This window comes from Pseudomonas sp. Marseille-Q1929, from assembly GCF_017316265.1.
In the GTDB taxonomy this organism is placed as follows: domain Bacteria; phylum Pseudomonadota; class Gammaproteobacteria; order Pseudomonadales; family Pseudomonadaceae; genus Aquipseudomonas.
The window spans coordinates 83,574-102,262 of the sequence record NZ_JAFLWU010000011.1; the positions used below are offsets into that span (position 1 = coordinate 83,574).

The following is an 18,689-nucleotide window of genomic DNA, read 5'->3' on the forward strand; positions in this document are numbered from 1 at the left end:
TCTGATTATCATCTGCGATCTTTGATGGCCCGCCGCTATCGGTCGGGTTGACGTTTGGAGATCGCCCCATGTTCCGCTTGTCCCTGCTTGCCGTGAGTATTTGCAGCCTGTTGCCCGTCGCCGGTTTTGCCGCCGAGGCCGAAGCGCCCGCGCAGATGGAACTGCCGACCCAGACCGTGTTGGGCACCGCTCAGGAAGAGATCAAGCAGATGCCCGGCGTGTCGATCATCACCGCCGAGGACATCAAGAAACGCCCACCGGCCAATGACCTGTCGGAAATCATCCGCACCATGCCCGGCGTCAACCTCACCGGCAACTCCAGCAGCGGCCAGCGCGGCAACAACCGCCAGATCGACATCCGTGGCATGGGCCCGGAAAACACCCTGATCCTGGTGGACGGCAAACCGGTGAGCAGCCGCAACTCGGTGCGCTACGGCTGGCGCGGCGAGCGTGACAGCCGGGGCGACACCAACTGGGTGCCGGCCGATCAAGTCGAACGCATCGAAGTCATCCGTGGCCCGGCCGCCGCGCGTTACGGCAACGGCGCGGCGGGTGGCGTGGTCAACATCATCACCAAGCAGCCTGGCACCGAGACCCACGGCTCGGCGACGATCTACCACAACTTCGCCCAGCACAAGGAAGAGGGCGAGACCGAGCGTATGAACTTCGGCCTCAACGGCCCGCTCACCGACAACCTCAGCTACCGCGTGTACGGCAACATCGCCAAGACCAACGCCGATGACGCCGACATCAACAGCGGCCACGAATCCGCGCGCTACGGCACCCAGATCGGCACGCTGCCAGCGGGGCGCGAAGGCGTGCGCAACAAGGACGTCAACGGCCTGCTCAGCTGGAAAATGACCCCCGAGCAAACCCTCGACCTGGAGGCCGGTTTCAGCCGCCAGGGCAACATCTACACCGGCGATACGCAGAACACCAACAGCAATGCCAGCGTGAAAAGCATGCTCGGCCACGAGACCAACATCCTCTACCGTGAAAACTACGCGCTGACCCACCGTGGCGAATGGGATTTCGGCAGCAGCCTGGCCTACCTGCAATACGAAAAGACCCGCAACAGCCGCATCAACGAAGGCCTCGCCGGCGGCACCGAAGGCATCTTCGCCAACACCGATTTCTACACCACCACCCTGCGCGACCTGACCGCCCACGGCGAAGTCAGCCTGCCGCTGCACGCCGGTTTTGAGCAGGTACTGACCCTGGGCACCGAGTGGGTCGAGTCCAAGCTCGACGACCCGAGCGCCAATACCCAGACCACCACCGCAGGCGGCAGCGTGGCCGGGCTGACCAGCACCAACCGCAGCAGCACGTCGTCGTCGCGGATCTTCTCGGTGTTTGCCGAAGACAACATTGAACTGCGCCCCGGCACGCGCCTCACCCCCGGCCTGCGCCTGGACCACCACGATATTGTCGGCGACAACTGGAGCCCGTCGCTGAACCTGTCCCAGGTGCTCACCGACACCCTGACCTTGAAGGCCGGCATCGCCCGCTCGTACAAGGCGCCGAACCTGTATCAGCTCAACCCCAACTACCTGCTGTACAGCAACGGCCAGGGTTGCTACGGCTCGACCAAGAGCTGCTACCTGCAAGGCAACGCCGACCTTGAGGCGGAAACCAGCGTCAACAAAGAGCTGGGGATCGAGTACCGCAACGCCGGCGTGGTCGCGGGGCTGACGTACTTCCGCAACGACTACAAGAACAAGATCGAGTCCGGCCTGACCCCGGTCGGCACCGCCACCGGCGGCACGGGCACCACCGCGGGTGCCAACGTGTTCCAGTGGGAAAACGTGCCCAAGGCGCTGGTCGAAGGGCTCGAAGGCAACCTCACCTTGCCGTTGGCCGAATCGCTGACCTGGACCAACAACTTCACCTACATGCTGCAATCGAAAAACAAACAGACCGGCGACGTGCTCTCGGTCACGCCCAAATACACCCTCAACTCGATGCTCGACTGGCAGGCCACGCAAGACCTGTCCCTGCAAGCGAACGTGGCCTGGTACGGCAAGCAGACCCCGAAAAAATATGACTACCACGGCTACCGCGTGACCGGCTCGTCGAACAACCAACTGTCGCCGTATGCGATTGCCGGCGTGAGCGGCACCTACGCCATCACCAAGAACCTCAGCCTCACGGCCGGCGTGGATAACGTCTTCGACAAACGCCTGTGGCGCGAAGGCAATGCCCAGGGCGTGAACAACATCGACGGTGCGGGCGCGGCGACTTACAACCAATCCGGGCGGACCTTGTTCACCAGCCTGACGGCGTCGTTCTGATGCGCCGGGGGATTTTTCTGGCGCTGTTTTTTACCTCGTTCGTCTACGCCAAGCCGGCACCGGACCAGTTGATGGACGCCCCGGTACTGCGCGAAGCCAGCGACTACAGCTTCAGCACCCTGGAACTGGACTCCGCCGACGGCGCGCGGCACTACCGCATCTGGCTGGGGCGCCCGCTCAAGGTCAGCGCGGCCAACCCGGTCGCCTACCTGCTGGACGGCAACGCGGCCATGGCGGCGCTGGACACTGCGCTGCTCAACCGCCTGTCCCACAGCGCCACGCCGCCGGTGCTGGTGGCAGTGGGATACGCCACACCGCTGCGCATCGAACGCAACGCGCGCACCTTCGACTACACACCGCGCGTGGGCGAGGGCGCCCAGCGCGACCCATTGACCGACGTGGCCAGTGGCGGCGCGGAACAGTTCCTCGACCTGCTCACGCAGCAGATTCGACCGCTGATCAACCAGCGGCTGGAAGAGAAGCCCAAGCGGCAGCTGTTGTGGGGGCATTCCTATGGCGGCTTGTTCGTGCTGTACACCCTGATGACCCGGCCGGATGCGTTTGACGAATACGCGGCGGCCAGTCCGTCGTTGTGGTGGAACGGTGGGGTGATTCATGCCGAAGGGTTGGCGCAGCGCTTGAAGGGCAGGCAGCCGACGTTGCTGATGATGCGCGGGGATGAGGAACCGGCGAGTCCGTCCAGGCAGGTAGGGCCGAAAGGGGAGGGTGAGGCGAAGAAACTGCTGGCGGATTTGCAGCGGGTAGAGGGGTTGAAGGTGCGGTATCAGGCATTCCCTGGGTTGGGGCATGGGCCAATGTTGCCGGCGTCGCTGCGCTATACGTTGGAACACCTCAGCCAGCCATAGCGCAGTTCAAAATGTGGGAGCTGTATTCGGCCTTACAGAATGCTGATCGGATAGCTAACAATCACCCGATGCTCATCACTGTCCCGCTGCGTCGTCACTTCCGTGCGCAACGAGGCATGGCGCAACGCAATGCTCAGGTTCTTCAACGGCCCTTGTTGCACCACATAACTCACCGTCAAGTTACGCTCCCACTCGCTCTTGTCCCCCGTCGGCGTGCGGATGTTCGAGCCGCTTTCGTACATGCCCATGAAGCTCAAACCCGGTACGCCGACCGCGGCGAAGTCATAGCCGTATTTCACCTGCCAGGTGGTCTCGCCGGCGCGCTGGAATTTGCCGACCATCGACTCGGTCATGAAGTATGCCGTGGAACCATCGCCCTGGTTCAACCATACCGCGTCGCTGTCGCCGCTGACTTGTTGCAGGCCGGCGGCAATCGTGTGGCCGTTGACCAGGTAGGTGAATTGCGCGCTGCTCAGGCGGCTGTCGACTTTGCCCTTGGTCACGCCGTCGCCGTAGTAGCCGAGGGTGTAGTAGGCCGGGTCGTTGCTGTTGGCGCCGTCGGAGCGGTTGTCGAAGTGGCGCAGGTCGGTGCGCAGGGTGCCGGGGCCGATCTGCCAGTCGTATTTGAGGCCCAGGAAGTGCTGTTTGTAGAAGTCCTGCAGGTTGCCGTAGTAGTACTGCAACGTCAGGTCTTTGGTCGGTTTGTAGTCGACGCCACCGTAGTAGAACTTGTTGACGAAGGTGCCGCTCACCGCGTTGTTGGCGCCGGGGATCGACATGCCCATCTGGTCGCTCGACCCACGGCCTTTCACGTGTTCCAGTTGGCCGAGGGTGAAGGTGAAGTGGTCAAGGTCCTTGGATTGCACCTGGCCGCCGTTGAAGGTCTGTTGCAGCATGCGGTCGGTGGACATCACCACCGGCAGCATCGGTACCAGGGTGCCGTATTTCAGCTCGGTCTTGGCGAAGCGTGCCTTGGCGGTGAGGCCCAGGCTGCCGAATTCGTCCACGGCGCGGCCGTCATGGTCGGTGGGGAAGATGTTGCCGTTGAACGCGGTACTTTCCGGGTTGTAGTGGCGGCCTTTGCCGGAGTCCAGGCGCACGCCGAACATGCCGATGGCATCCACGCCAAAACCCACGGTGCCCTGGGTGAAACCCGATTCGAAGTTGGCGATAAAGCCCTGGCCCCATTCCTGGGTGTAGTTGGGGTCGGCCGCGCCGCTCCGGTTGTCGGCGTTACTGAAGAAGTTGCGGGCCAGCACGTTGAGCTTGCTGTCTTCCACCAGGCCTGCGGCGTAGCCCTGCTGGGCGATCATCAGGCCGCAAAGGCCGGCGAGTACGGTTGGTGCGCGATTGAAAAGCTCCATCGGTGTCATCCCCATGTGTGTTTGGTTTTTGAGGGCAGTCAAAGGCGGCAGTGAAATTTTTCTTATTTTTCAGGAGCAACGGTGGCGGGCACGACATGCAGTCGCACCGGCGGCAAGCGGTACAGGATGAACAGGGCGAGCACGCCGATCCCGGCGCACAGCAACAGGCCCACGCCGACGGACTGGGCCAGCGCATCGCGGGCCAGGTCCAGCCAGGGCGAGGCGTCGAGGTGGGCATGCAACAGGGTTTGCGGGTCGGCATAGAGGGCAATCCCTTCGACGTGATCGGCGGCGAGGAACACCCGCTGCACATTGGCGCTGTAGAGCAGGTTGACCAGCACGCCCATGCCGGCAGTGCCCAACAGTCCGCCGACCAGGCGCAGGGATTGGGTCAGCGCCGTGGCAATGCCGAGGAACTGGCGCTCGGCCAAGGTCTGGGTGAACACCGTGAGGTTGAGCAGGATGAAGCCCAGGCCCAACCCCGCCAGCAGGATCAAGCCCAGCAACACATTGAACGAAGCCCCACGGCCCACCACCGCCAAACCGAGGCAGGCGAGCAACAGCGCGACAAACCCCGCCAGCGGCAGCCAGTTCGGGTTGCGCAAACGGGTGACGATACGGCTGTTGACGATGGCCCCCAGGGTGATGCTCAGCGCCAGCGGCGTGATCAACAGGCCAGCGTCCTGCGGCGAATAACCATAGGCGCCTTGCAGCAGCAACGGCAGGTAGAACAGCAGCGAAAACATGATCGCCCCCGCCGCCACCGACAAGATAAACAACAGGCGCAGGCTCGGCAGGCCGAATAGTGCAGCAGGCAACAGTGCGTGGGGGCAACGCCGCTCCCAATGCCACAGCGCAACCACCGCCGCGATGCAACCCAGGCCCAGCGCCGCACTCAGCGCCAGGCTCGAATGCCCCAGCCACTCCACAAACAATTGCAGGCTGCCCAACGCCAGGGCGATCAACAGCGCGCCGGGCCAATCGAGGCGGATGCCCACCCGTTGCTGCGGCCGATACCAAGGCAAGAAGCGCCAGGCAATCAACAACGCCACACAGCCCAACGGCAGGTTGATATAAAACACCGCGCGCCAGCCAAAGGCGCCCGTGAGATAACCGCCGAGCCCCGGGCCGATTGCATTGACCACGCTGAACAGCGCGCTCAACAGCATCTGCCAGCGCAGGCGTTGGCGGGTATCGGGAAACAGTTCGGGGATGCAGGCGAAGGCGGTGCCGATCAGCATGCCGCCGCCGACCCCTTGCAACGCGCGGCCGATCACCAGCACCAGCATGTCATTGGCCACCGCGCAGGCCAGGGAGGCCAGGGTGAAGATCAGTGTGGCGGCCAGCACAAACGGCTTGCGCCCGTAGTAATCCCCCAGCCGCCCGAAAATCGGGATGGTGACGATGGACGCCAGCAGGTAACCGGTGGCGACCCACGCATAGAGTTCAAAGCCGTCCAGTTCGGCGACGATGCTCGGCAACGCATTGCCGATCACGGTCTGGTCCAGCGCCGACAGCATCAGCACCAACGAGATGCCGATCATCGCCAGCAAGGCCTGCTTGAAACTCAGGGGAGGGTGGGCCGCCACGGTCATCGTGAGCCCTCAGCGCAACGCGGCGACGGCAGCGGCAATGCGCGCGCAGCCTCTGTCGAGGGTGTCGATGTCGGTGGCAATCGACATGCGGAAGAACGGCGCCAAACCATAGGCCGTGCCGGCTACCACCGCCACGCCCTGGCTTTCCAGCAGGTACATCACCACCTCGCTATCGCTGTTGAGCACCTGGCCCTCGGCGGTGGTTTTACCCAGCAGGCCGCCGCAGTTCACATACAGATAGAACGCACCGTCGGGCTTGCGGCAGCTCAGGCCGGGGATGGCGTTGAGCAGGTCCAGGCAATGGTCGCGGCGTTGCTGGTAAACCTCGACGCTGTGCTTGACGAAGCCTTGGTCGCCATTCAACGCTTCCACGGCGGCCGCCTGGCTGACCGAGCAGGCGTTGCTGGTGGACTGCGATTGCAACGTCGCCATGGCCCCGATCAGGTCGGCGGGGCCGGCGGCGTAACCGATGCGCCAGCCGGTCATGGCGTAGGTCTTGGACACGCCGTTGACCACCAGGCTGCGCTCGCTCAAGGCCGGCTCGATGGCGAGGATATGCGGGTTGTCCAGGCCTTCGTAGCGGATGTGCTCGTAGATGTCATCGGTCATCAGCAGCACGTGGGGGAAGTCCAGTAGTACATCGGCCAGGGCGCGCAATTCGGCGGCGCTGTAGCTGGCGCCGGTGGGGTTGCTCGGCGAATTGAGCAGCAGCCAGCGGGTGCGCGGGGTGATCGCGTTGCGCAGTTGCGCCGGGGTCAGCTTGAAGCCTTCGTGTTCCGGGCAGGCCAGGGTCACGGGCTCGCCTTCGCAGGCCAGCACCATGTCCGGGTAGGACACCCAGTAAGGCGCCGGGATCAGCACTTCATCGCCCGCGCCGAGGGTGGCGGCGAAGGCATTGAAGATTGCACTCTTGGCGCCGCTGGTGACCAGTACCTGACTGGCGCTGTAGCTCAAGCCGTTTTCGCGGGCCAGCTTGGCGACGATGGCCTGGCGCAGTTCCGGGGTGCCGGCGTTCTGGGTATAGCGGGTTTCACCGCGCTCAATCGCCGCGCTGGCGGCCTGGCGGATGTTGGCGGGCGTGTCGAAATCCGGCTCACCCACCACCAGGTTGATGATGGACTGGCCTTGGCGACGCAACTCGTTGGCGCGGTCGGACGCGGCGCTGCTGGGCGATGGTTTGATGCGTTGCACACGGGCGGCGATGCGGGAGGCAGTCACGGGGCGTTCCTCGTTGATGGCGTTGACAGGGGCCACAGTACGAGGCAGCGGGGAGGGGCTCATAAGATGAGATCGTTCTGGGTTGATAGGCAGTGCTTATGGCTGGGGGTGCACTGAAAGGGGGCGTGCAGGCGGGCGTGTGCTGTGGGGGTGCTTTTCAGGGGGGATAGGGGCAGCCATAGCAAAGCCTTATGGCTGCTCAAGGGCATGGCCTGCCTTTTGCAAACCTGCCTGATGTATGGAGATCCAAATGTGGGAGCGGGCTTGCTCGCGAAGGCGGTGGATCAGTCATACATATGTCGACTGACACTCCGCATTCGCGAGCAAGCCCGCTCCCACAGGTAAAGCCCCAGTCAATCCACACAAGAGCCCCCCCACTTGAACCTGCGCCGATTGAAGTACTTCGTGAAACTGGTAGACATCGGCAGCATGACCCAAGCCGCCGACGTGCTGCATGTCGCCCAACCCGCCCTCAGCCAACAACTGGCCACCCTGGAAGCCGAGTTGCAGCAACAACTGCTGATCCGCACCAAGCGCGGCGTCACGCCGACCGAAGCCGGCAAGGTGCTTTACGGCCATGCGCAGATCATCCTGCGCCAGTGCGAACAGGCCCAGAGCGATATCAACGCCACCGGCCAGGCGCTGTCCGGGCAGGTCTCGGTAGGGCTCGCTCCCGGCACGGCAGCTTCGACCTTGTCGCTGCCGCTATTGCGCACCGTGCGCGAACGCCACCCCGGCATTCTGCTGTACCTCAACGAAAACTTCGGCACCACCCTGAGCGAGCTGATCATGAACGGTCGCATGGACATGGCCGTGCTCTACGGCGGGCGCGAGGTGCACGGCTTGAGTTTCGTCTCGCTGCTGCGCGAGCCGCTGTACCTGGTCAGCGCCGATCCGGCGGTGGCCGGCCGCGACGACATCCCCCTGGCCGAGCTGGCCGACATGGACATGCTGCTGCCCCGTCCCTACAACGTGATGCGCCGCATGGTGGACGAAGCCTTCCTGCGCATCGGCCTCGGTGCGCGGGTGGTGGCCGAGATCGAGTCGTCCACCACGCTCACCGCCGCCGTGGCCGATCACTTCGGCTCGACCATCCTGCCGGAGTCGTCGGCGCGGGTGCTGGCGGCCAACCCAGCAGTGCACATGTGCCGCATCGTCGAACCCGAGGTCGAGGCGCCGTTGGCGTTGTGCCTGTCCGGGCATTTGCCGCTGTCGGTGCCGGCCCAGGCGGTCAAGGCGATCCTGCTGGAGCTGGTGGCGCAGATGCGTGGCAGCGCTGTTTGAGTGGTCATAAGGGCGGCTTATCACCCCAAAGCCAAAGCGTCTTGGCCGCTTGTCGAGGGGCTCGGTAGATTGGCCCCATCCACTCAAGACACGTTCGACAGGCAGGGGCCAACTATGGATTCAGCACGTATCAAGGGGTTGATGGATTTGCTGGCCGAATCCGATCTGCTGGAACTGAGCCTCACCGAAGGCGACAGCACGTTGCGGCTGTTCAAGCAGGCAGGGCAGGCGGCGATCAGCGTCGCGCCCACGGTGGTTGCAGCGCCGGTTGCGGAAAAACCAACGGCGGCGATTGAGATCAAGGCCAGCCTCTACGGCGTGCTGCACCTGACGCCCGCCGTCGGTGAGCCAGCGTTTGTGAGCGTGGGGCAAGCCATCGAAGCCGGCCAGACCGTGGCGGTGATCGAGGCGATGAAGATGTTCCACCCAGTCAAGGCCAAGGTGGCCGGCAAGCTGGCTGAGATCCTGGCCCAGGCCGGGGCTGAAGTTGCCGCCGGCCAGGCGCTGTTCCGCCTCGATTGACCCTTATTTGTTATGCAGGTGAATTCAATGTTCGACAAAGTGCTGATCGCCAACCGTGGCGAAATTGCCCTGCGCATTCAGCGTGCCTGTCATGGCCTGGGCATAAAGACTGTGGCGGTGTACTCCGAAGCGGACCGTCATGCGCAGTACGTACAAAATGCCGACGAAGCCCTGTGCATCGGCCCGGCCGCGCCTGGCCTGAGCTACCTCAACCAGACGGCGCTGCTGTTTGCGGCCAAGGTCACCGGCGCCCAGGCGATCCATCCCGGCTACGGCTTTCTTTCCGAAAACGCCGGCTTCGCTGAGCGCATCGAGGCGGCGGGTTTGACCTTTATCGGTCCCAGCGCCGCGTGCATCCGCACCATGGGCGACAAGGTCGCCGCCAAGCGCGCCATGCGTGAGGCCGGCGTGCCCTGCGTACCGGGGCCGGACTCGACGATGCCCAGCGACGACGCGAGCATCCTCGCGATTGCCGCCGAGATCGGCTACCCGGTGATCGTCAAGGCCGCCGGTGGTGGTGGCGGGCGCGGCATGCGTGTGGTGCAGGAGCAAGCCGAATTGCTCGCCGCCATTGCCCTCACCCGTGAAGAAGCACGGCTGGCCTTCGGCAACCCGGAACTGTATATCGAGAAATTCCTCGGCCACCCGCGCCACGTGGAAATCCAGGTGCTGTGCGACGCCCACGGCCACGCGATCTGGCTCGGCTGCCGCGACTGCTCGCTGCAACGCCGTCACCAGAAGGTGCTGGAAGAAGCCCCGGCCCCGGGGATCGATCCCGCGCTGATCGCCAAGGTCGGCGAACGCTGCGCCGAGGCGTGCCGCCAGATCGGTTATCGCGGCGTCGGTACTTTTGAATTCCTCTATGAAGACGGCGAGTTCTTCTTTATCGAGATGAACACCCGCCTGCAAGTCGAGCACCCGGTCACCGAGATGACCACCGGTATCGACATCGTGCAGCAGCAACTGCGCATGGCCCGTGGCGAAGTGCTGGGCCTGCGCCAGGAGGATGTGCAGCTCAACGGTCACTCCCTGGAATGCCGCATCAACGCCGAAGATCCGAGCACCTTCATGCCTACCCCCGGCGTGATCCAGCGCTGGGAAGTGCCCGGCGGCTTTGGCGTGCGCGTGGACTCCCACGTCACTACCGGCTACCGCGTGCCGCCGTATTACGACTCGATGGTGGCCAAGGTCATCACCCATGGTGCCACCCGCGAAGAAGCGATGGCGCGTATGCGCCTGGCGCTCAGCGAAATGATCGTGGACGGCATCAGCACCAATATCCCGTTGCACCGCGAGATTCTCGATGACCCGGCCTTTCAAGCGGGCGGTGTCGATATTCATCACCTGGAGCGCTGGTTGCAGCAAAGGAGCCCGACATGAGCACCGCACCGAACATCAGCCTGTTGGGATCCAGCGCCCTGTTGTTTGAAGCGCCGGGCGAGTTGGACCTGGCCCCGCAACAGCGCATCTGGAACCTGGCCCTGCAAGCCGGCGAGTGGCCGGAAATCCACGAAGCCGTGCCCGGCATGAACAACCTGATGCTGACGTTTCTCAAACCGCCGCGTGAGTTGAACGGGCTGTGCGAGCGCCTGCTGCACGCCTGGGAAAACAGTGAGCCGCTGCCCCTGGAAGGGCGCATCGTCGAGTTGCCGGTGGTCTATGGCGGCGAATTCGGCCCCCATATGGCGGATGTAATCGCCCACACCGGGCTGGACATCGAGACCATCGCCAACCTGCATTGCGAACCGCTGTATCCGGTGTACGCCTTGGGCAGCCACCCGGGTTACTGCTACCTCGGTGGCATGGATCAGCGCCTGGCCACGCCACGCCGGCAAGTGCCGGTGCTGAATATCGGCGCCGGTTCAGTGTCCATCGGCGGCGTGCAGACCGGCGTGTCCGCATCGCCCGGCCCCAGCGGCTGGAACACCATCGGCCGCACCGAGATGTCATTTTTCGACCCCGCCCAAACCCCGCCAGCGATCTTGCGGCCGGGTGATTTCCTGCGCTTGCGCATCGAGAGGATCATTCGATGATCGAGATTCTATCGGCCACCGCCCTGGCCACCGTGCAGGACTTCGGCCGCTTCGGCAGCCTCGGTCAAGGCGTGGGCACCTCGGGCGCCATGGACCATCTGGCCCTGGCGCTGGGCAACCTGTTGCTGGGCAATCCTGAAGACGCTGCGGCGATTGAAATCCCGTTGTTTCCGTTCGAAGTGCGGCTGCTGCACGACTGCGCCTTTGCCGTGACCGGCGCTGCTTGCGATGCGACGTTGGACGGCCAGCCATTGCCGCCGAACTGGGTGTACCAGGGCCGTGAAGGCCAAGTATTGAACCTGGGTTATCCGACCTCCGGCAGCCGCGCTTACCTGTGCCTCGCCGGTGGTGTGGACGTGCCGTCGGTGCTCGGCTCACGCAGTACCCAACTGCGCGGCGAGTTCGGTGGTTTGGACGGTCGGGCATTGCAGCAGGGCGACCGCCTCGCTGCCTTGCGCCCCGGCATCAGCCCGCTGCCGTTGGACTTTGGCGTGTTGGCACCAAGCCTGGCGCTGCCGTTGCAGGTCGACGGCGTGCCCGCCATGCGTGTGTTGCCCGCCGCCGAATATGAGCGCTTCCAGGAAAGCTCCCGCGCCGCGTTCTGGGCCGGTGAGTGGAAGATCACCACCCAGAGCAATCGCTACGGCTACCGCATGGAAGGCGAACCGCTGCTGCCCATCGCACCGATGGAAATCCGCTCCCACGGCATCGTGCCCGGCGTGATCCAGGTGCCCCACGGTGGCCAGCCAATCATCCAGATGCGCGACGCCCAACCCAGCGGCGGCTATCCCAAGTTTGGCAGCGTGATCGAGGCCGACCTGTGGCGCCTCGGCCAGGCGCCCATTGGCAGCAAGGTGCGCTTTGTCGAGTGCAGCTATGAGGACGCGGTCGAGGCCCTGGAAACCAATCGCCGTTACCTGCGCGAAGTCAGCCGCCTGGTGGACCTGCACCGAGAGGGAGTTAAAGCATGACAATCGAGGAGATTCGCCAACTGGCACTGTGGCTCAAGGAACACCACCTGGCCGGCGCCGAACTGAGTCGCCCGGGGGCGCACTTGACGCTCAAGCGCGGTGCGCCTGCGGTCAGCGTTGCGGCGCCCGTGGCTGTGGCGACGGTTGCGGACAACGTGCTGCGAACCACCGGCCTGGGTCGCTTGCTGCTGACCCATCCGCAACTCAGCGAACCCTTTGTGGCCGTGGGCGATCCGCTCAGCGCCGGGCAATTGGTGGCGGTGCTGCAAGTCGGCGACCTGCTGCTGCCCCAGCGCAGCCGTGAGGCCGCACGGGTGATTGATGTACGCGTGCCCTGCGGCACCACCGTCGGCTACGGCGAAGCGTTCCTGGGCCTGGAGTATCCAGCATGAAGATCGATCTGAACGCCGACCTCGGCGAAGGCTTCGGCCCGTGGCGCATGGGCGAGGACGAAGCGCTGATGCGCCTGATTTCCTCGGCCAACGTCGCCTGCGGCTACCACGCCGGCGACCCGCTGATCATGGACACCACCGTGCGCCTGGCGAAAGCCGGTGGCATCGATCTCGGCGCCCACGTGGGCTTCCCCGACCTGATGGGCTTTGGTCGGCGCCAGATGAATATCGAGATCAAGGAACTCGCCACCTACGTGATCTACCAGCTCGGTGCCCTGGCTGGATTGGCTGCGGTGAATGGCCATCGCATGACCCACATGAGCTTCCACGGCGCCCTCGGCAACATGGCCGCCGCCGATGCCGCACTGGCCGAGCCGTTGGTGCGGGCGGTGGCGGCGTTTGATCCGACGCTGATTATCAGCTCGTCCAGCAGCCGCGCCATTGAAGGGGCGGCCGAGAAATGCGGCCTGCGCGTCGCCACCACGTTTCTGGCCGACCGCGCCTATGACGACGATTGCCTGCTGGTGCCGCGCAAGGTCGAAGGCTCGGTGATCAAGGAACCGGCAGCGGTATTGCAGCGCGTGCGCCAATTGCTGGAGGAGGGCACCGTCACCGCCCTCAGCGGCAAGGTGCTGCGGGTGCCGGCCCATTCGATCCTGCTGCACGGCGACACCCCCGGCGCAGTCGAGTTGGCTCGCACTATTCGCCACGAAATCGAGCAACTGGGCGGGCGCATCACGCCGATTTCCCAGCTGCTGGCCGCGTCATAAGCAGGCCTTATCGCCACACAACCATTGCGTCTTGGTCCAGCGCCTGAAGGCTGGATAGAGTCGAACCATAACCCGCAGTACAAGGAATACCCCATGCCATTTTCCGACTACAAAACCGCGCTGGTCACCGGGGCTTCCTCGGGCATCGGCGCCGCCGTTGTCGAGCGTCTGTGCCAGGAAGGCGTGCAGGTGCATGCCCTGGCCCGCAGCGCCGACAAGTTGCAGGCACTGGCCGCCAAGACCGGCTGCATTGCCCACGCCATCGACGTCACCGACATCGCCGGGCTGACTGAGCTGTTCGCGGAAAACACCTTCGACATCCTGGTCAACAACGCCGGTGTCGACAAGCCGGGCTCGCTACTCAAGGCCGACGCCGATGGCATCGACCTGCTGATCGACGTCAACCTGCGCGCCGTGCTGCACCTGGCACGCCTGGCGTTGCCGGGCATGGTCGAGCGTGATTGCGGGCACATCATCAACATCAGCTCGATTGCGGCGGCCTACAACTTTGGCGGCAACTCCACCTATCACGCGACCAAGGCGGCGGTGAGCATGCTCTCGCGCCAGCTGCGCATCGATGCGTTCGGCAAGCGCGTGCGGGTCACCGAGATCTGCCCGGGACGTGTGGCCACGGACATCTTTGCCCACGTGCACGGCGATTCCGAGGAGACCTACAAACGCTTCGTCGAGGGCTTTGAGTTGCCCCAGGCTGAGGACATCGCCAACGCCATCGCCTTTGCGATTGCCGCGCCGATTGCGGTGAACGTGGGGCATATGGAAATCACCCCGACCTTGCAGGTGCCGGGCGGGCTGTCCACCGCGCGTCCGCAGGATTACCAGGGCTGAACCACAGCCCCCTAAAACAGAACGGATCGATCCGTCAGCGCTGCATCCCGCCACGGCCCCGCCGGGTGATTTTGATTCCTGCCCTAGCCCAATGCCGATAGGGATTGACCATGAAGCAAGACTTCGATTTGGCCGCGATTCTGCAAGGCGAGTACGCCGAGCTGATCGTCAAGGGCATCGAAATGACCTTGCAGCTGGCGTTGTTCGCCTGGCTGCTGGCGATGATTCTGGCGCTGACGCTGGTCACGGTGCGCCTGACCGGCAACAAGTTGGCCGACCGCCTGGTGGCGGGGTACGTGTCCTACCACCGCAACGTGCCGACCCTGGTGCAACTGATGCTGTGGTACTTCGGCGTGCCGACCCTGCTCAGCGAAAACGCGCAACTGTGGCTGGCCAGCCACAACACCGAATACCTGTTTTCGGTGATCGCCCTGGGCTTGTGCCAGGCCGCGTATTTTTGTGAAGACATGCGCAGCGGCCTGCGCGCGATTCCCGCCGGGCAGACCGAAGCGTCTCGCGCTCTTGGCTTGGGTTACGTGCGTTCGATGCGCTACGTGATCCTGCCCCAGGGTGTGCGCAACTGCCTGCCATCGCTGATCAACCACACCGTGCTGCTGTTCAAGAACACCAGCCTGGCCATGGCGATCGGCGTGATGGAACTGACCTACGCCAGCCGCGAAGTGGAGAACTACACGTTCCGCACCTTCGAGTCGTACCTGGTGGCCACGGTGTTCTACCTGGTGTTTTCACTGCTGCTGATGGGCGCCGGGGCATTGCTCGCCCGGCACTTCAGCAAAGCCCTGGCGAGGTAGATGGCGATGTTCGATATCGTTGAAATCCTGCAGAACAACTGGACCCTGTTCCTCATCGGCCAGTATCCCCATGGTCCCTTGGGCGGCCTGGCCAGCACCTTGATCCTGGCTGCGTTGGCGCTGTTGCTGGCGTTCCCGTTCGGCCTGTTGCTGGCGCTGGCGCGGGTGTCGCCGTGGAAGGGTTTGTATTGGGTGGCCACGGTGTGGGTCTACGTGCTGCGCGGTATTCCGCTGCTGATGGTGATCTTCTGGACCTACTTCCTGGTGCCGTTGCTGATCGGCCATAACATCACCGGCTTCATGACCATGCTCTGCACCCTGGTGATCTACCAGAGCGCCTACCTGTGCGAAATCATTCGTGGCGGCATCCAGGCGTTGCCGAGCGGGCAATACGAAGCGTCCCGCGCCTTGGGCCTGGGCTACGTGCGCACCACGGTCTGGGTGATCCTGCCCCAGGCGTTGTACAACGCGCTGCCCAGCCTGATCAGCCAGTTCATCTCGATCATCAAGGAAACCTCCCTGGGCTACGTGATCAACGTGCAGGAAGTGACCTTCGCCGCCAACCAGGTCAACAACCAGTTGCTGACCAAGCCGTTCCAGGTGTTTGTCATCCTGGCGATCATCTACTACCTGCTGTGTTTCGGCCTGACCCGCCTGGCTGGCTGGGTAGAACAACGCATTGCGCGCAAGCGCCTCGGTAACGGTGGGCAGACCGTGCCCGGCAAGCCGTTGCTGGCCACCGATAATTGAAGAGGGCTGCGCTCATGCATCCAATGATCATGTTTTCGAAAATCAATAAATGGTACGGCGAGTACCAGGCGCTCACCGACATCACCGCCGAAGTGAACCCCGGTGAAGTGGTGGTGCTGTGCGGGCCGTCGGGCTCGGGCAAGTCCACGCTGATCCGCACGGTCAACCGCCTGGAAGATATCCAGAACGGCCAGATCCTGTTCGACGGCCAGGACGTACACGGCACCGACGCCCAGATCAATCGCCTGCGCAGCCGCGTGGGGTTTGTGTTCCAGAGCTTCAACCTGTTCCCGCACCTGTCGGTGCTGGAAAACATCACCCTGGCGCCGAACAAACTGCGCAACCTCAAGGGTGCGGCGGCCAAGCAAAAGGCCATGGAACTGCTCGACCGCGTGGGCCTGGCCCACAAGGCCGGCGCCTACCCCGCGCAGTTGTCTGGCGGCCAGCAACAACGGGTGGCGATTGCCCGTGCATTGGCGATGGAACCGCCGGTGATGCTGTTCGACGAGCCCACCAGCGCCCTCGACCCGGAAATGGTCGGTGAAGTGCTGAGCGTGATGAAAGGCTTGGCCAAGGACGGCATGACCATGATGTGCGTGACCCACGAGATGAATTTCGCCCGCGAAGTGGCCGACACCATCTGGTTTATGGACGCGGGGCAGATTCTGGAAAAGAGCAGCCCCGACGCCTTCTTCACCCAGCCTTCGCACCCGCGAGCGCAACGCTTCATCGCCGACCTGCGGGCCCACTGAGCTGCGGCGGCTTGATTCCTTCTGCCATTTTGCTGGTCCAACTTTCTGGAGATTTCCCATGGGTATGAAGCATCTGTTTATTGCATTGGCATTGGCGCCGTTGGCCGTGGCTGTGGCACAGGCCGACCAATTGAGCGACATCCTCGCCAAGCAATCCCTGAGCTGCGGCGTGTACGCCGATGTGCCGCCATTCTCCGCGCCGGATCCGAAAACCCGCGAACTGGTGGGCATGGACGTGGACCTGTGCAAAGCCCTGGCCAAGACCATGGGCGTGGCCCTGGAACTCAAGCCGCTGTCGGTTGAAGCGCGCATTCCCGAAGTGAAGATGGGCCGCGTCGATGTGATCTTCGCCAACCTGGCGTACACCAAGACCCGCGCCGAACAGATCCAGTTCAGCGACCCGTACTACATCGCCAAGGAAACCCTGGTGGTGCGCGCGGCCAACGCCGACCAGCCGAAAAGCTTCTTCAAGGACAAGCGCATCAGCTCGACCAAGGGCTCCACCTCGGAGCAATCGATCCGCATCGCCGGCGCCACCCCGGTGACCTTCCAGGACACCGGCTCGGCCTATATGGCCCTGCAACAGAATAAAGTGGTGGGCTTGGTGACCAACACCATGACTGCGCTGAAACTGGTCAACCAGGCCAAGGCCGGTGGCGTGGAACTGGCGATTGCCAAGGAACCGATGGCGTTGGAGCCGATTGGTGCGGGCATGCGTCGCGATGAGCCGGCGTTTCTGGCCAAGGTCAATGAGTCGTTGATGGCGATGGAAAAGGCCGGGGAGATCGATGCGATCTGGGATCGCTGGATCGGCCCGAATACCGAATACAAGATGGTGCGTGAGGACAAGGTGCAGAGCTTGAGTGCCCTGAAGTTCGACCCACTGCCGTAAAGAGATCTTCATTCTCTATCTGATGTACAAAGATCAAAATGTGGGAGCTGGCTTGCCTGCGATAGCGGTGTATCAGTCACTGATGTGCAAACTGACCCACCGCTATCGCAGGCAAGCCAGCTCCCACATTGGATCGCGCCGGATCAGTGTCTGATTACGGGCTGAAGATGCTCATCCAGCGCCCAATGCGCCTCTCCAGGCCGCAAGCACACACCGCCCACCCACCGCTCATGGCTCGCATGCTTCAACCAATACGCCTGCCCATCCAGCACCGTCCGACCCAATCCAGTCAGCACCAACCCCGCCTCCGTCTCCGCCAGCAACGGCGCCGCACCATCGATCAACGGCCGCAACAGCGCATAAAACATCATGTCCCCCAGAAACGGCAGCGGCTCACGTTTGGCCATCAGCTCGGCAAACACCCGGCCCGCCGGTTTTGGCCCGGCTTCGGCGAGATAGCCCAGGGTCAGGCGCTCGGTCAGCGACAAGCCATCGCGGGCGCCGGGCAATTCCTGCAACTGCCGCAACAACGCGGGCGCCAAAAAGGGCAGGGCAGGCTGTGTGCCGTGGGCCAGTTCCGCCCATTTGACCGGCGAGCTGGCGCAATACGCCGACCACGCCTGCCGCGCCAGTTGCACCGCGTCGTCATCGATCACGCGGCGCTGCGGCCATAACCACGCGAGCACATCCGGCGCCAGTTGGCCGATGCCGATAAAACGTTGCACGCCGGGGATGTGGTCTACCTCGATCAGCTCCAGTCGCTTCGGCGCCCGTTCCAAACCGGCCAAGGTACGGATCAGGAACAACTGGTCATAGGCGTCCGCTTCGCACCACAGCACGCTGTGTTCGGCGTTGGCCAGGCTTTCTAGTTGGGCGTATTCGTCGGCCAGCCTACGGGCGGCATCGCCCTCATCCATGGCAAACGCCTGGCTGATAAAGGTGGCGCGCAGGGCCTGATAGTCTGCGCTGGGCAGGTCACGCACCGGGCCCATGCACAACGGGTCGCTGAGCATCTGGAAGCGGCCCTTGAACCCGACCAGTTGCAGGCTGTGGGCGATGTCATTGCCGCAGCGCCAATGGGTGGTGCGGGCTTCATCGCAGGCAGCAAAGTCGGGGTGGCGCGCGGCGAAGTCGATGGCGTCCACATGGGCCTTGAGCTTGGGCCAGCTGCTGAAGCCCAGTTGCTTGGCGATCGCCCATTGCGCCTTGGATAGCGTAGCGCTGGGGTCTTGGGCTTTGAGACGCGGCAACAGTTCCTTGGCGCGCTTGCGCTGCTGTTCAAGGTTGAGGCGGCCGTCGGTGTTGAAGTGGTGGGACATACGAGCTCCTAG

18 protein-coding genes are annotated in these 18,689 nt (G+C 63.7%); 14 read left to right on the forward strand and 4 right to left on the reverse strand.

Annotation, left to right across the window (positions count from 1 at the left end):
* The first annotated feature begins 68 nt into the window (after nt 1-68).
* Both J1G37_RS14275 and J1G37_RS14280 read left to right on the forward strand, forming a co-directional pair.
* Nucleotides 69-2,291 carry a TonB-dependent siderophore receptor gene (locus tag J1G37_RS14275; protein WP_207042616.1) on the forward strand — a complete coding sequence of 741 codons (2,223 nt, stop codon included), beginning with the start codon at nt 69-71 and terminating at the stop codon, nt 2,289-2,291.
* Complete coding sequence (locus J1G37_RS14280; RefSeq protein ID WP_207042617.1) at nt 2,291-3,157, forward strand: alpha/beta hydrolase-fold protein; 867 nt, start codon at nt 2,291-2,293, stop codon at nt 3,155-3,157. The genes J1G37_RS14275 and J1G37_RS14280 overlap by 1 nt, the downstream gene beginning before the upstream one ends.
* A 32-nt stretch (nt 3,158-3,189) precedes the next feature.
* On the opposite strand, the gene J1G37_RS14285 is transcribed toward J1G37_RS14280, so the two are convergent.
* From J1G37_RS14285 to J1G37_RS14295, 3 genes are all read right to left on the reverse strand, one after another.
* Nucleotides 3,190-4,521, reverse strand: a complete 1,332-nt coding sequence (locus J1G37_RS14285) for an OprD family porin (protein ID WP_207042618.1) — start codon at nt 4,519-4,521, stop codon at nt 3,190-3,192.
* Between the two features lie 62 nt (nt 4,522-4,583).
* Nucleotides 4,584-6,116: an MFS transporter gene (locus J1G37_RS14290; protein ID WP_207042619.1), complete on the reverse strand. Its 1,533-nt coding sequence runs from the start codon at nt 6,114-6,116 to the stop codon at nt 4,584-4,586.
* Nucleotides 6,117-6,125: 9 nt separating this feature from the next.
* The gene (locus J1G37_RS14295; RefSeq protein ID WP_207042620.1) at nt 6,126-7,334 is read right to left on the reverse strand and encodes an aspartate transaminase; all 1,209 of its coding nucleotides are present in this window, start codon (nt 7,332-7,334) and stop codon (nt 6,126-6,128) included.
* Nucleotides 7,335-7,712: 378 nt separating this feature from the next.
* On the opposite strand from J1G37_RS14295, the gene nac reads away from it, so the two are divergent.
* The 12 genes from nac (at nt 7,713) to J1G37_RS14355 (ending at nt 17,358) form a co-directional block, all read left to right on the forward strand.
* Nucleotides 7,713-8,618, forward strand: a complete 906-nt coding sequence (gene nac, locus J1G37_RS14300; protein ID WP_207042621.1) for a nitrogen assimilation transcriptional regulator NAC — start codon at nt 7,713-7,715, stop codon at nt 8,616-8,618.
* Nucleotides 8,619-8,732: 114 nt separating this feature from the next.
* On the forward strand, nt 8,733-9,140 hold the full coding sequence (locus J1G37_RS14305; protein ID WP_207042623.1) for an acetyl-CoA carboxylase biotin carboxyl carrier protein subunit: 408 nt from the start codon (nt 8,733-8,735) through the stop codon (nt 9,138-9,140).
* Between the two features lie 27 nt (nt 9,141-9,167).
* Nucleotides 9,168-10,520: an acetyl-CoA carboxylase biotin carboxylase subunit gene (gene accC / locus J1G37_RS14310; protein WP_207042626.1), complete on the forward strand. Its 1,353-nt coding sequence runs from the start codon at nt 9,168-9,170 to the stop codon at nt 10,518-10,520.
* Entirely contained in the window at nt 10,517-11,173 is a 657-nt protein-coding gene (pxpB, locus tag J1G37_RS14315) for a 5-oxoprolinase subunit PxpB (RefSeq protein WP_207042638.1), read from the forward strand. The genes accC and pxpB overlap by 4 nt, the downstream gene beginning before the upstream one ends.
* Nucleotides 11,170-12,144, forward strand: coding sequence for a biotin-dependent carboxyltransferase family protein (locus J1G37_RS14320; RefSeq protein ID WP_207042640.1), 975 nt, complete (start codon nt 11,170-11,172; stop codon nt 12,142-12,144). Before pxpB ends, J1G37_RS14320 begins: the two co-directional genes overlap by 4 nt.
* Nucleotides 12,141-12,536, forward strand: a complete 396-nt coding sequence (locus J1G37_RS14325; protein ID WP_207042642.1) for a hypothetical protein — start codon at nt 12,141-12,143, stop codon at nt 12,534-12,536. The genes J1G37_RS14320 and J1G37_RS14325 overlap by 4 nt, the downstream gene beginning before the upstream one ends.
* Nucleotides 12,533-13,306: a 5-oxoprolinase subunit PxpA gene (locus tag J1G37_RS14330; protein WP_207042644.1), complete on the forward strand. Its 774-nt coding sequence runs from the start codon at nt 12,533-12,535 to the stop codon at nt 13,304-13,306. Before J1G37_RS14325 ends, J1G37_RS14330 begins: the two co-directional genes overlap by 4 nt.
* Nucleotides 13,307-13,399: 93 nt before the next feature.
* Nucleotides 13,400-14,152: an SDR family oxidoreductase gene (locus J1G37_RS14335; protein ID WP_207042646.1), complete on the forward strand. Its 753-nt coding sequence runs from the start codon at nt 13,400-13,402 to the stop codon at nt 14,150-14,152.
* 110 nt (nt 14,153-14,262) lie between these two features.
* Nucleotides 14,263-14,964: an amino acid ABC transporter permease gene (locus tag J1G37_RS14340; RefSeq protein ID WP_017737198.1), complete on the forward strand. Its 702-nt coding sequence runs from the start codon at nt 14,263-14,265 to the stop codon at nt 14,962-14,964.
* Nucleotides 14,965-14,970: 6 nt separating this feature from the next.
* Nucleotides 14,971-15,714, forward strand: coding sequence for an amino acid ABC transporter permease (locus tag J1G37_RS14345; protein WP_207042648.1), 744 nt, complete (start codon nt 14,971-14,973; stop codon nt 15,712-15,714).
* A gap of 23 nt (nt 15,715-15,737) precedes the next feature.
* The gene (locus J1G37_RS14350) at nt 15,738-16,466 is read left to right on the forward strand and encodes an amino acid ABC transporter ATP-binding protein (RefSeq protein ID WP_177414126.1); all 729 of its coding nucleotides are present in this window, start codon (nt 15,738-15,740) and stop codon (nt 16,464-16,466) included.
* A 58-nt stretch (nt 16,467-16,524) separates the two neighbouring features.
* Entirely contained in the window at nt 16,525-17,358 is an 834-nt protein-coding gene (locus J1G37_RS14355) for an ABC transporter substrate-binding protein (protein ID WP_207042650.1), read from the forward strand.
* Between the two features lie 143 nt (nt 17,359-17,501).
* Here J1G37_RS14355 and J1G37_RS14360 read toward each other — a convergent pair whose 3' ends face one another.
* Nucleotides 17,502-18,677 carry a DUF1835 domain-containing protein gene (locus J1G37_RS14360; RefSeq protein WP_207042652.1) on the reverse strand — a complete coding sequence of 392 codons (1,176 nt, stop codon included), beginning with the start codon at nt 18,675-18,677 and terminating at the stop codon, nt 17,502-17,504.
* Nucleotides 18,678-18,689: the final 12 nt, after the last annotated feature.